Source organism: Salegentibacter sp. BLCTC (assembly GCF_015143665.1).
Lineage (GTDB): Bacteria > Bacteroidota > Bacteroidia > Flavobacteriales > Flavobacteriaceae > Salegentibacter > Salegentibacter maritimus.
Genome location: NZ_WYEW01000006.1, coordinates 172,323 through 185,839 on the forward strand (window position 1 = coordinate 172,323; position 13,517 = coordinate 185,839).

15 protein-coding genes are annotated in these 13,517 nt (G+C 36.8%); 9 read left to right on the forward strand and 6 right to left on the reverse strand.

The genetic code is table 11. The features are described from left to right. Nucleotides 1-48: 48 nt before the first annotated feature. The 8 genes from GUB10_RS08815 (at nt 49) to GUB10_RS08850 (ending at nt 6,508) form a co-directional block, all read left to right on the forward strand. Nucleotides 49-1,146 (forward strand): alkene reductase, encoded by a 1,098-nt coding sequence (locus GUB10_RS08815; protein ID WP_193711069.1) that lies wholly within the window; start codon nt 49-51, stop codon nt 1,144-1,146. 116 nt (nt 1,147-1,262) lie between these two features. Then, a complete protein-coding gene (locus GUB10_RS08820) occupies nt 1,263-1,508 on the forward strand; it encodes a hypothetical protein (RefSeq protein WP_193711070.1) in 246 nt (81 codons plus the stop codon). A 121-nt stretch (nt 1,509-1,629) separates the two neighbouring features. Next, the gene (locus tag GUB10_RS08825) at nt 1,630-2,280 is read left to right on the forward strand and encodes a flavin reductase family protein (protein WP_193711071.1); all 651 of its coding nucleotides are present in this window, start codon (nt 1,630-1,632) and stop codon (nt 2,278-2,280) included. A gap of 3 nt (nt 2,281-2,283) precedes the next feature. Then, nucleotides 2,284-2,421: a DUF2256 domain-containing protein gene (locus tag GUB10_RS08830; protein ID WP_193711072.1), complete on the forward strand. Its 138-nt coding sequence runs from the start codon at nt 2,284-2,286 to the stop codon at nt 2,419-2,421. Further along, entirely contained in the window at nt 2,421-3,716 is a 1,296-nt protein-coding gene (locus tag GUB10_RS08835) for a DASH family cryptochrome (protein ID WP_193711073.1), read from the forward strand. The genes GUB10_RS08830 and GUB10_RS08835 overlap by 1 nt, the downstream gene beginning before the upstream one ends. Beyond that, nucleotides 3,701-5,248 (forward strand): cryptochrome/photolyase family protein, encoded by a 1,548-nt coding sequence (locus GUB10_RS08840; RefSeq protein ID WP_193711074.1) that lies wholly within the window; start codon nt 3,701-3,703, stop codon nt 5,246-5,248. Before GUB10_RS08835 ends, GUB10_RS08840 begins: the two co-directional genes overlap by 16 nt. A gap of 106 nt (nt 5,249-5,354) precedes the next feature. Beyond that, the gene (locus GUB10_RS08845) at nt 5,355-5,510 is read left to right on the forward strand and encodes a lmo0937 family membrane protein (protein ID WP_193711075.1); all 156 of its coding nucleotides are present in this window, start codon (nt 5,355-5,357) and stop codon (nt 5,508-5,510) included. 320 nt (nt 5,511-5,830) lie between these two features. After that, on the forward strand, nt 5,831-6,508 hold the full coding sequence (locus GUB10_RS08850) for a hypothetical protein (protein ID WP_193711076.1): 678 nt from the start codon (nt 5,831-5,833) through the stop codon (nt 6,506-6,508). A gap of 132 nt (nt 6,509-6,640) precedes the next feature. On the opposite strand, the gene GUB10_RS08855 is transcribed toward GUB10_RS08850, so the two are convergent. Then, nucleotides 6,641-7,567, reverse strand: a complete 927-nt coding sequence (locus tag GUB10_RS08855; RefSeq protein WP_193711077.1) for a serine hydrolase — start codon at nt 7,565-7,567, stop codon at nt 6,641-6,643. Nucleotides 7,568-7,573: 6 nt separating this feature from the next. Beyond that, nucleotides 7,574-8,857, reverse strand: a complete 1,284-nt coding sequence (gene kynU, locus GUB10_RS08860; protein ID WP_193711078.1) for a kynureninase — start codon at nt 8,855-8,857, stop codon at nt 7,574-7,576. Nucleotides 8,858-9,040: 183 nt separating this feature from the next. Between kynU and GUB10_RS08865 the strand changes: the two genes are divergently transcribed. Then, a complete protein-coding gene (locus tag GUB10_RS08865) occupies nt 9,041-9,682 on the forward strand; it encodes an O-methyltransferase (RefSeq protein ID WP_193711250.1) in 642 nt (213 codons plus the stop codon). Here GUB10_RS08865 and GUB10_RS08870 read toward each other — a convergent pair. The 4 genes from GUB10_RS08870 to GUB10_RS08885 all read right to left on the reverse strand — a co-directional run bounded on the left by GUB10_RS08870 (nt 9,675) and on the right by GUB10_RS08885 (nt 13,467). Beyond that, nucleotides 9,675-10,232 carry a phosphatase PAP2 family protein gene (locus GUB10_RS08870; RefSeq protein ID WP_193711079.1) on the reverse strand — a complete coding sequence of 186 codons (558 nt, stop codon included), beginning with the start codon at nt 10,230-10,232 and terminating at the stop codon, nt 9,675-9,677. The genes GUB10_RS08865 and GUB10_RS08870 overlap by 8 nt on opposite strands. Nucleotides 10,233-10,238: 6 nt before the next feature. Further along, nucleotides 10,239-10,520 (reverse strand): twin-arginine translocase TatA/TatE family subunit, encoded by a 282-nt coding sequence (locus GUB10_RS08875; RefSeq protein WP_193711080.1) that lies wholly within the window; start codon nt 10,518-10,520, stop codon nt 10,239-10,241. A 70-nt stretch (nt 10,521-10,590) separates the two neighbouring features. Beyond that, nucleotides 10,591-12,900 (reverse strand): M1 family metallopeptidase, encoded by a 2,310-nt coding sequence (locus tag GUB10_RS08880; protein ID WP_193711081.1) that lies wholly within the window; start codon nt 12,898-12,900, stop codon nt 10,591-10,593. A gap of 63 nt (nt 12,901-12,963) precedes the next feature. Then, nucleotides 12,964-13,467, reverse strand: a complete 504-nt coding sequence (locus GUB10_RS08885; protein ID WP_193711082.1) for a DUF6702 family protein — start codon at nt 13,465-13,467, stop codon at nt 12,964-12,966. Nucleotides 13,468-13,517: the final 50 nt, after the last annotated feature.

Here is a 13,517-nt window from a genome sequence, read left to right on the forward strand (position 1 = left end):
GCACTTACGTGATGCTTGCCTTACATTTATTATTAAAAACATGTAATTATGAATAAAGATCAAGCTTTACTGAAACCAATTAAAATTGGAGATCTGGAATTAAAAAATCGAGTAATTATGGCTCCAATGACGCGTAATCGCGCTGATAATAAGGAAAATGAACCTACCAATTTACACGTCAAATACTATTCACAACGGGCAGGTGCCGGGTTAATTATCACCGAAGGTTCACAGATTTCTGAAGCGGCAGTAGGATATATTAATACTCCCGGAATCTACACCGAGGGCCAGGTAGAGGCCTGGAAAAAAGTTACCACGGCAGTTCATGAAAATGACGGTAAAATTTTCTTACAGCTATGGCATTGCGGTAGAATTTCACATCCCAAATTTCACAATGGAGAAAAGCCTTTAGCTCCAAGCGCCGTAAACCCAAACACCCAGGCCTATACTCCAGATGGTTTTGAAGATACCGTAGAACCCCAGGCAATGAGCATTGCAGATATAAAACAAACAGTGCTGGATTTTAAACACGCAGCAGAAAATGCAAAAAATGCCGGGTTTGACGGGGTGGAAATCCATTCATCAAATGGGTATTTAATTCACCAGTTTTTTAATAAAAACGCCAACATTAGAACCGATGATTACGGCGGAAGTATTCAAAACAGAGCTCGTTTCTTTTTTGAAGTGCTGGAAGCAGTTGGTGAAATATGGCCCGAAAATAGAATTGGAGTACGGTTAAACCCTTCCCTACACAATGCTTTTGGTATTACAGCCACAGAAGAAACCATTCCCACCTTCGATTATGTCATCGAAAAATTAAATGCCTACGATTTGGCCTATACACATTTGTCTGAACCTTTTACCGATGTAAGCGACATAAACTACCTGGAACCAAATATTGCCAAACACTACCGGCCTATTTATAAAGGTAATTTAATGATTAATGCCGGTTTTGATCAGGAATCGGGGAACAAGGTAATTGATGAAGGAAATGCCGATATGGTTTCATTTGCAAAATTGTTTATTTCCAACCCCGATTTGCCCCTACGTTTTGCTAAAAATGCCCCTATTGCCGACTGGGACGAAGATACTTTTTACACCCCCGGCGCAAAAGGTTACACCGATTATCCTAAATACGAGGATTAATATGTAGCCCTAAAAATTCATAATTTTAGATTAAAAGTCCTTAAAACCAGGTTAATTGGTTAAAATTTCGTCTTATAAAAAGCTAATTTTAGTAATCAACTTATAAAACAAAAATTATGGATGAGTCGAAACTTGAACAAATGAGAGCCACCTTAAATAAACTGGAAGACATTAAAAATAGCCAGGAAAGTATTATTGACAAGATAAATCATGTGATCACAGATTTGTTTCAACACCCCGACGATGAATTGGAAAAAGCCATGAATGCAGCCCATCAAAAATCTTCAGATAATGTTGATGCCGTTCGGGAAGCGATGGAAGAATATGAAATGAGGATTAATAAACTGGAAAATCAAGGCTAATCAATTTATAAAGAAAAGCTAATCATTAAAGCCTTCAGGTGATTAAAACTTAAATTTGTTTGGAAGAAAAAATATTTCATACAGACATTTTAAGTTATAGTCACCTTTTTATTTCAACTATATGGAACACATTACTTCAGAAGAAATTAGGCAAATGGAAAAAATATTTCGCTTAAATCTTATCAATAGCGTTACCGGTTATAAATCTGCCAATCTTATTGCAACAAAATCTAGCAAAAACATTGTGAATGTGGCTGTATTTAGTTCGGTTACGCACCTTGGCAGCGAACCTCCCTTACTGGGCTTTATTACCCGGCCAACTAAAGAAGTACCCCGAAACACTTACAAGAACATTAAAGAAAGTCAGTATTTTACGGTGAATCATATTCAGAAAGATATGATAGAAAAAGCACACCAAACAGCCGCGAAATACGACGAGGAAATCTCTGAATTTCAAAAAACCGGCCTGGAAGAAGAGTACCTGGACGGTTTTTTCGCCCCTTATGTAAAACAATCTACCGTAAAACTAGGCTGTAAATTTATAAATGAATATTACATCAAAGAAAATGACACCATAATGCTTATTGGCAGCATAGAACATATTTATTTTGATGAAGGCATACAAGCTCCAGACGGCTGGTTGCGCTTAGATGATGCCGAAACGGTAACCATAAACGGTTTAGATGGCTATGCACTTCCCAACTTGTTAGACCGTTTTCATTATGCCAGGCCCGACCAGGAGATCAAATCCTTTTTTAGTAAAGAAGAATGATTTATGAAATCGGTAAAGAAATCTAACTTTCCGGAAAAAATATGTCCTGTTTGCAAAAAACCATTTAGGTGGCGTAAAAAGTGGGAGAAAAATTGGGCTTCAGTTAAATATTGTAGTGAAAAATGTAGAAGAAATAAGTAATGAGTACAGCACTGGTTTGGTTTCAAAATAATTTACGTGTTAAAGATAATATAGCCTTAAGCAAGGCCTGCAAAGAAAATCAAGCTGTAATAGCCGTTTATTTTTTTGATCCCAGGCAATTTGATTTTACAGAATATGGATTCAAAAAAACCGGGAAATTCAGGGCGAAATTTTTGATAGAAACAATTAAGGAATTAAAGGAGAACCTGGCAGCAATTAATATCCCACTATTTGTTTACCGGGAAAAACCGGAAAAAGTTTTACCCTGTTTTTTTGAGAAATATGCAATTTCCAACATTTATTTGCAAAAAGAATGGACCAGTGAAGAGCAGGGTATAATCAAGAAAATAAAAAAAGAAGTTGTAAAAGAATTAGAATTTAAAGCTTTCTACGACCAGTTTTTATTTCATCCCACAGATATCCCCTATACAAACTTCACTGAGATCCCAAAGGTTTTTACAGAGTTCAGAAAAAAATGCGAAGCCCAAGTTACTGTTAGGGAATGCCTTACAAAGCCAAAAGCTTTAACAAAGGAAAATTTCGAACTCGAAAATCCTACAAAAATACCCGATTTAAACGAGCTGGGATTTGAGGAATTTGAGCTGGATCCCAGGACGGCTTTTCCGTTTCAAGGTGGCGAAGATCAAGCAAAAGAAAGAATACAACACTATTTTTGGGAAACTAAAAATCTGGCTAAATACAAACAAACCAGAAACGGTTTAATTGGTGAAGCTTATAGTTCAAAACTTTCGGCCTGGCTTGCAAATGGTAGTATTTCGCCCAAACAAATTTATTGGGCGGTAAAAAAATTCGAAAAAGATATCACTAAAAACCAGGATACCTACTGGCTTATTTTTGAGCTAATTTGGCGCGATTACTTTAAGTTTATTTCATTAAAACACGCGAATAAAATCTTCAAAATTGATGGGATTTTAGAAAAAGAATTAAGATGGAATAAAGATAAACAAACTCTACAGCGCTGGGTTTGTGGAGAAACTAAAGAAGCATTTATAAACGCGAATATGAAAGAACTGGCCGCTACAGGATTTATGAGCAATCGTGGTAGGCAAAATGTTGCCAGTTTTTGGGCAAAAGAACTAAAACAGGATTGGCGAATTGGCGCAGCATATTTTGAAAGCTTGCTTATAGATTACGACGTACACAGCAATTGGGGGAACTGGATGTACAACAGCGGAGTTGGCAACGATCCGCGGGATCGTAAATTTAATATAAAACGCCAGGCCGAACGTTATGACCCTGATAAAAAATTTCAAGAATTATGGCTGAAAAAATAACTAAACTAAGATTAATTTTAGGCGATCAGCTTAACCATAAACACACCTGGTTTAAAGAGCAAGAAAAAAACACACTCTATGTGCTTATGGAAATGCGCCAGGAAACCGACTATGTGATGCATCATATCCAAAAAGTGGTTGGTTTTTTTAGTGCCATGCGTAATTTCGCCGAGTATTTAAAGGAGCGTGGGCATCAGGTAATCTATTTAAAAATCAGCGATAAAAAAAATAAACAAACTTTACCCGAAAATCTAAAGCAGCTAATTTCAGAATATAAGATTGAAAACTTTGAATATCAACTTCCCGACGAATACCGTCTTGATCTTCAATTAAAAGATTTCTGCAATGACTTACATATTGAAACAGAAGTCTACGACACAGAACACTTTTTAACCTCTAGAGAAGATCTTACCAGGTTTTATAAGGGTAAAACAGATATGGTCATGGAATATTTTTACCGCGATATGCGTAAAAAATACGATGTGCTCATGCTTACGGAAAAAGACCCGGAAGGCGGCAAATGGAATTTTGATAAATCTAATCGTAAAAAATGGACCGGCAAGCCCGAAATTCCCCACGAACGCGGATTTAGAAAAAATGTTTCAGGAATACTCAAAGAAATAGAGAAATCTGGTATTAAAACTTTTGGAAACATTGATGCCGAAAAATTCAATTGGCCGACAAGCCGGGAGGATTCACTTTCGGTTTTAAATTATTTCTGTAAAAATTTATTGGTTTATTTTGGCGATTTTCAGGATGCGCTACATAGTGAACAGGCATATTTATTTCACTCCAGGTTATCATTTTCGCTTAACACCAAAATGCTGCATCCCAAAGAAGTAATAGATGCAGTAATAGCGCATTGGAGAGAGCATAAAGACGAAATAGACATCTCACAGGTAGAAGGTTTTGTACGTCAAATTTTAGGTTGGCGCGAATATATGCGTGGCATATACTGGAAAGAAATGCCGGGATATAGACGTACCAACAAGTTAGACAATCAAAATAAACTACCGGAATTTTACTGGACCGGAAATACAAAAATGAATTGCCTAAAACACAGTATAAAGCATAGTTTAGACAATGCCTACGCGCATCACATTCAGCGCCTTATGATAACCGGTAATTATGCACTACTTACACAAACCCACCCTAACGAAGTAGATGCCTGGTACCTGGGTATTTATATAGATGCCATAGAATGGGTAGAAATAACCAATACCCGGGGTATGAGCCAGTTTGCCGATGGTGGAATTGTAGCTACCAAACCCTATGTTTCCAGTGGTTCTTATATTCATAAAATGAGCAACTATTGTAAAGCCTGTGCTTATGATGTCAAAAAGAAAACCGGTGAGAATTCCTGCCCTTTTAATACTTTATACTGGAATTTTTTAGCTGAAAAACGTGAATTCTTCAAGGGAAACCGCAGAATGGCCATGATGCTTTCTATGCTTGATAAAAAGTCGGGAGATGAAATAATTACAATAAAAAACCGGGCAAACGATATAATAAATAATCCTGAAAAATTTTAACATTCAAGTTAAACACTAGTTAAAAAATATCGCTCCAAATAAGTTATTCTATAAATTCGTTAGAAACAATTAACCAATGTAGCTTAGCTACTAAAAACCAACCAATATGAGAGATTTAATTTGGCTTATTGTAGTATTACTAGTTATAGGATGGCTTGTTGGCTATTTTGCTTTTCCAGATTTAGGAAGCATCATCCATATACTAATTGTTCTGGCTGTAATTCTAATTTTATATAGATTATTAACAGGACGCCGACTTTAATTTAGTAATACAATCGAATCATAAGAGGATGCCTGAAAAGTTATTAACTCTCGTTCTGAACTCGTTTCAGACGAAGAACCACTTTTCAGACAGCCTCTTTTATTTTTCCTCTAAAAACATAATAATTCTATATACAGACAGTAAAACAAGCTTTTTTCACCAAACTCTGTAAAATCTTTTTTTAATTCTCTATATTCTTCTGCTAAAACAAAAATATCCAGACTCATTTTATTTCAAATATCTTTTATAAAACTTGCGTAGAATGCCCATGACTCCTATTTTAAAAGCAGTTTTTGTACCTTTATGCGAAATAAATCATTATGAAAAAACTAATCTTTATTAGCTTTCTTGTTATTGGCTTAACTGCTTGCAAGAACAACAAAGAAACTAAAATTGGGCAGGAAACTACAGAAGAAGCCCAGAAAAGCATTGAAGAGCAAATTGCTGTGGCTCACGGATTAAATAATTTTGATGCTGTTGAAGAAATTCGTTTCACATTTAACGTAAAGGTTCAGGATTCCCTAAGAACCAGCCGTGCGTGGACCTGGAAGCCAAAAACCAATGAGATTAGACTAACCCAGGGTGATATAAGCCAAACTTATACCAAAACCAACAATATTTCTGAAGACGATAAGGATATAGATCAAAAGTTTATAAATGATTCTTACTGGTTATTATTCCCATATCAAATGGTATGGAGTGATGCTACTATTTCAGAAGAAAAAACCGGTACTGCTCCCATTAGCAAAAAAGAGATGAACTATTTAGAAGTTTCCTATAAGAATGAAGGCGGCTATACTCCGGGGGATACCTACGTGGTATATTATAACGACGATCTTCTTTTAGAGGAATGGATTTACAAATCGGCCGACGGAAAAAGAGAAATGCCTACGACCTGGGAAGATTTTGAAGATTTTCAGGGCTTAAAAATTGCTAAATCCCATAAATCTCCCGATGGAAGTTTTGAATTATTCTTTACCGGAATTGAAGTAAGGTAATCGTAATTTACCTCGTAAAAAACCAACGAACGCGGCATTAAAGCTAGATTATCGGGTAAATTCCCAAAAAATTTAAAGCCACGAATTCTGTAAAAAATATTGAATTCGTGGCTTTTTTATTGAAATCTAGCATTAATAATTTAAACCCCTAAGCAACTCGCGAGCCCCTTTGGCCGGTTTCCAATTAGAGCCGGGCTCAAAATAATTCCAAAGCAAGGCTGAAATTTGCCTTTGTAATTCCCAGGCTTCATTCGTATCGCCCCAGGATTCGTCCTCATTATTTTTTGTGGCTATATAACATACATAATCTCCCGAAGGGGCATTTACCATAAAGAGCTCTGAACGTGATTTATTTACCATACCCTGTTTTGCCGCAGCCTGCACATAAGGTGGAACCTGGGACAAAGCATAATCCTGATAGAAAGAATTACCTAACAGCCTATACATTTCGTCACTGGCTGCAGCACTTATTAATTTGCGCTCTCTAATTTGCTCTAAAATGGAAGCCATTTCCCTGGGCGTGGTTTGTCCCCAACCGTATTTTTCCCAATCTTTATCACGACCTTTTGTTCGCGAGTTTACGCGCGTATGTTCCAGGTTAAGCTCCTCCATTAATTTATTGATGGCTTCCCCGCCACCGGCAAGTTCCTGGTTCCATAAGGAAGTGACATTATCGCTATAGCTAATCATTAATGCCACCAGGGTCCTTAAGTCTGTTCGGGTACTATCTTTATAAAACTGCATTAACCCCGAACCTCCGTAAATACGGTCTTTCGAATACACCAGGCTATCGTTGTAATGTAAATCTCCTTTTTCAATTTTATCAAAAATCTTTATAAGAATAGGAACTTTCACGATACTTGCTGTTGGGAAAATAGTGTCGGCATTTATCCCAACTTCTTTTCCGGTTTTCAGGTTTTTCACATATACGCCTGCATCTCCATTGAAATTTTCGATAAGTGTTTCTAATTTCTTTTGAAGTTTTAGATCAGTTTCAGGATTTTGGGAAAATCCGAATACAGAAATCATCAAAAAACAAAATACAAGTATTTTTTTCATCTTAATTTATTTAGATTTCTCTAGAATTCCCTTTTTAAGAATTTGACCAAATTGGTACATATCTTCGAAAGAGCAATAGAAAGGTGCCGGGGCCAGGCGAATTACATTGGGTTCCCGCCAGTCGGGAATTACGCCGTTTTTCATTAAATAATTGAATAATTCCCTGCCTTCTCCGTGTAAAAACACCGAAAGTTGTGTACCTCGCTCTTCCTGATTTGGAGGTGTAATAATTTCAAAAGTGCTCTCAACTTCTTTATCAACTTCGTGTAAAACAAACTCGAGGTAGGCCACAATCTTATTTCTTTTTTCTATTAATGCCGGCATTCCTACCTCATCAAACATTTCAAGCGAAGTTAAATAAGGCGCAAGGGCCAGGACAGGAGCATTAGAGATTTGCCAGGCATCTGCTCCGGGTTCGGGTTGAAATTCAGGCTCCATTAAGAATCTACGTTCTTTGCTATGGCCCCACCAACCTTCAAAACGAGGAATATCTTTTTGGTTATGATATTTTTCATTAATAAAACAACCGGAAGCATTCCCGGGACCGCTATTCATATATTTATAACTACACCAGGCGGCAAAATCCACCTCCCAATCGCTTAATTTTAATTCTATATTACCGGCAGCATGAGCAAGATCCCAGCCCACAAAAGCACCTACTTTATGTCCTGCTTTGGTTATGCTTTCCATTTCCAATACCTGCCCTGTATAATAGTTTACGCCTCCTATAAGCACCAAAGCACACTCCTCTCCTACTTCATTTATTTTAGAAAGAATATCTTCGGTTCTAAAGTTATTTTCCCCTTCACGCCTTTTAATTTCAACAATAGCATCCCTGGGGTCATATCCATGAAAACGAACCTGACTGGAAATCATATATTGATCGCTGGGAAAAGCTTTTTCTTCACAAATAATCTTGTAACGTTTTCCTTTTGGTCTGTAAAAAGACACCATCAACAAATGTAAATTAACCGTAAGGGTGTTCATAACTGTAACCTCAGCAGGTTTCGCACCTACTACTTTAGCCAGCTTCTTTGAAAAACGCTCGTGATAATCCCACCAGGGTTTTTCGGCATAAAAATGACCTTCTACGGCGAGATTGGCCCAATCGGTCATAATCTCATCCACATATTTTTTAGCTGATTTAGGTTGAAGACCAAGCGAATTTCCGGTAAAATAAATCACATTTTTCCCTTCATGCTGCGGAAAAATAAACTGGTCGCGATATGATGATAGTTTGTCCTGGGAATCCAGTTCCCGGGCATATTCTAGAGTATTTTGAAATTGCATGTGTGGTTTTAGTTTTAAGTAAAAATACAATTTATTGGCAGAAATGCCTGAAGCAAATTACCTCCTAACAAGCCTCATAGAGTTAAAAGTTAATTAAGGAGTAAAAGCTAATTAGTATTTGTCTTGAAAGCTTTCATATTAAAAACATTAAATTCTCTAAATTTGAAAAAAATTAGAATTCCCATGCATTTTCTACCCGAAGCTATAGACGATTATATTTTAGAACATTCAGCTAAAGAACCTGATTTTTTAGCAAAACTAAACCGGGAAACCAATCAAAAAGTTTTGCAACCCAGGATGCTAAGCGGAAATTACCAGGGTAGAATTCTAAGCTTAATTTCAAAAATAATAGCGCCAAAAACTATTCTGGAAATAGGAACCTATACCGGCTACTCGGCCTTATGTTTAGCAGAAGGCCTGCCTAAAGATGGGATGTTACACACCATAGACATCAACGAGGAATTATACGATTTTCAGCAAAAATATTTTGTGGCTTCAAACTTCAAAAATAATATTAGGCAATATATAGGAGATGCGAGGGAAGTAATTCCTGAAATCAATTCAACATTTGACCTTGTTTTTATTGATGCCGACAAACCTAATTATCCTGCCTATTTCGACTTAATAATAGACAAAATGAATCCAGGGGGCGTTATTTTATCAGATAATGTATTGTGGAGTGGCAAAGTTGTAAAGCCGTTAAAAGCCGATGACGAATCTACCCGTGCACTTTTAAAGTACAATAAAATGCTTGCCGAAGATGAGCGAATAGAAACAGTTATTTTACCAATTCGGGACGGGTTAACCTTAAGCCGACTTAAATAAAACGTTTTCCGGAGCGCTGGTAAAGCATAAAAAACACCAGGGCAAATATTACTCCTACCGCCGCACCAACAAGTACGTCTCCCGGGTAATGAACCCCTACATAAATTCGGCTTAACATAAACAATAGCGGCCAGATAAGCACTACCCAAATCCATGGATATTTATCTTTTAGTGCCAGTATTAGAAACAGGGCTGCAGCAGTAGAAACCGCAGAATGGCCAGAGAAAAAACTGTAATTATCCGGAGTTTGTAAAATTCTAATAATATCTGCAATTTCCGGCTCGTTGTTGGGCCGAAGCCTAAGAAAGAAATTTTTTACAAGATTGGTAAAACCATAAGTAGAAAGTGCTGTAGCCAACGTAAAAAGGCTGGTGAAAAGCGCTTTTTTCCAATGAAAAGCTACAAAATAAAGCACAAAAAAAGCAATATATAGTGGGATCCAGTTTTGGATTGTAGTAACGGTAATCCAAAAATTATCGTAAGATTCGATTCCAAGGCCGTTAAGATAGATAAACAGCTCTCTATCCCATTGTTCTAGCTGCTCTAACATTAGTAATTAAAACCTACGTTTAACCGAACCGGTTATTTCATCTATATCTTCTTTCACCTTATCTATTTCACCTTTTACATCGTTAGTAATGTCGGTATTGATACCTTGCTTATCGGCACTTTTTTGAATTTCAGTTTTAATGTCGTTAGAGGCATTACGAAGCATTTTCATTCCTTTACCCATTCCCCGGGCTATATCAGGAATTTTATCGGCGCCAAATACCATTACCAAAATAAAAAGGATAAAAGCAATTTCGGCTCCACTAATAAAAAGAGGTATCATATTCATAGCTTAACAAATATAACGACAAATTTAAGCATAAAAAAAGCCGACTCGTTAAAGTCGGCCTAAAAATGTTTTAGTTTGCCAGATTCTCTTTGAATTTCTCGAACTTATTTGTGGTTTCTTCTTTTGGCCAGGTATTGTTACTTATGTCAACATCGGCCGTTTCAAGCTTGGGATCTACTACTATTTTAATAATTTCTTTATCGGCAGCAATGGCTTTTGTTACTACCTCATCGTTCATTCTCCATAACTGAGCCGGATATTTTTTTAGCGTGGAAGAACCATCGGCACAGGTAAATTCAACAATTAATGGCATCGGAATTCCGCCCGGCTTTTCAAAAGTAACCTGGTAGAAATATTTTGGATTTTTTAAACCTGCTCTTTCCGACTCAGAGAAATTATCCATTACAAATTCATTTATGGTTGGAGAATTCTCCAAAACAGATTTTCCTTTTAAATTTTCATCAAATTCCTCGCTATCCTCACTAACTACGTAAATGGCCTCTATCTCTTCGGGATCGGCTCCATACTGCTCCAAAAATTCTCTTCCTTCTTTAGTAGCCTTATCGGTTACATAAAGTTTTTGAACTTCCTTAATTCCCATATCTACATTATGCGTAGTATAGAACCAACCTCTCCAAAACCAATCTAAATCTACGGCTGAAGCATCTTCCATAGTTCTAAAAAAGTCTTCGGGAGTTGGATGCTTAAACATCCATCGCTGGGCAAATGTTTTGTAGGCATAATCAAAAAGCTCGTGCCCCATCACAGTTTCCCTTAAAATATTTAAAGCAGTTGCCGGTTTTCCGTAGGCATTATTCCCTAACTGATATACATTTTCGGGGTTGCTCATAATAGGTGCAATATATTTCTGATTACCTCTCATATAAGGTACAATCTTAGAAGGGACTCCCCTTCTAGAGGGATACTGCTCTAGTGAACCAATAGCTTCAGGGTATTTTTTGCCAAACTCCTGTTCTGCCAAAAATTGACTAAACGTATTTAAACCTTCGTCCATCCACCCCCATTGGCGCTCATCACTATTTACAATCATGGGAAAAAAGTTATGGCCAATTTCGTGAATTATTACACTTATCATCCCAAATTTAGTCCTATCAGAATAATTTCCATCTTCATTTGGGCGCCCGTAATTCCAGCAAATCATAGGGTATTCCATTCCCTGGTTTTTTGCGTGAACCGAAACAGCCTTATGGTAAGGATATTGAAATGTTTGTTTAGAATAAGAAGTAAGCGTACTTGCTACAACCCTGGTAGACCATTTTTCCCATAATGGATTGCCATCTTTAGGGTATAAAGAAACGGCCATCACATCTTTGCCAAGTACATCGGTAGCCATCATATCCAGAATAAATTTTCTAGAGGTAGAAAATGCAAAATCCCTAACCATTTCGGCTTTATATTTCCAGGTTTTGGTTTTAGTGGAAAAAGATTTTTCGGCCTCTATAGCTTCTTCCTGAGTTCTAACAATCACAGGTTTGTCGTAAGATTTTTTTGCCTGCTTATAACGGCGCATCATCTCTTTGGTATATACTTCTTCGCGGTTTTGAAGTTCTCCTGTAGCTTCCATAATATGATCTGCAGGAACTGTAATATTTACTTCGTAATCTCCAAAAGGAAGGGCAAACTCCCCATCTCCCCAAAACTGCATATTTTGCCAGCCTTCCACATCATTATAAACCGCCATTCTTGGAAAGAATTGTGCAATTACATAAGCATTGTTTCCATCTTTAGGGAAATGTTCATACCCGCTTCTAGCACCGTCTGTTGTATGTTTATTAATCTTATACCACCATTTTATATCAAATTCAAAAGATTCACCCGGTTTCAGGGGTTCTTCCAGGTTTATCCTCAACATGGTTTGATTGATGGTATACTTCAATTTATCTCCATCCTGACTTAAGTCGGTAATGTTAAAACCACCGTCAAAAGACTCCTGCATATATTCACTTACAAAGCCCTGGGGTGTAGTCACAGGTCGCATTACACTGGGATTACGATCTAAACCCGGAGCGTCTTTTTTTCTTATATTTTGGTCTAATTGCACCCATAAATATTCTAATTTATCAGGTGAGTTGTTATAATATGTCACCTGAGCCTCTCCATCTAAACGCGTATTTTTATCGTCTAAAACAATCTCCATTTTATAGTCGGCCTGGTTTTGATAGTAAGCTTCTCCGGGAGCACCCGCACCGGTCCTGTATTGATTGGGAGTTGCAAAAGTTTCATGCAGTTGTTTAAACTTGTTATTATTTTCGTGACCTTCCTGTTTGGCTTGTTGCTCTCTTTCTCCCGAGTCTTGAGCCTGTATACCGCTCACAAAAAATATTATAAATGCGAAACTTAATAATCGTATATTATTCATTAATGCTTGGTTTGTTTTAAGGATTTTTAAAAGTAAAAATAATTTCTAGGCTTTTGCGGTAATTTAAGGAAAACTAAGTTTTTCAGTTTCTTGCTGTCGCATAAAAAGTAAACTTTTAGTTTTATCGTTCACTTTTACGTGTACTATATTTTTTTGATCATCAAATAAATCTGTTAATATGCTATTGGTTACTTCAATATTATTAAAAGGAGCAACATTTTCAACTTCAATATATAGTATCAATTGATCGGCATCGTATTCTTTTCCCAAATAATTTAGCTGAAGTTCTTCGCCATGTACCCGAAGCTTTAATTTTTGCTGAAGATATTTTGAAATATTCCCGGCAATTGCACCTTCTTCAGCTTCTTCTGAAAGCTGAAGCTTTGCGCCATAGCGTTGGTTTAAAACATTCTGAAAATCGTCTATAAAAACCCGGGTAATAATTTGAAGGCTTTGCTGTTGCCTATTATATTCAATCTCGGTAACGCTTAAATAAAACTCATGGGGCCCAGATTTGAAACCTGAAAGCAAAAAAAAGCTGGCCAAAATTAGGCTTATTTTTCTCATTATTTTTTCCAATTAGGTTGCAAATTTCAATCCAAAACCTTCAGTGCCTT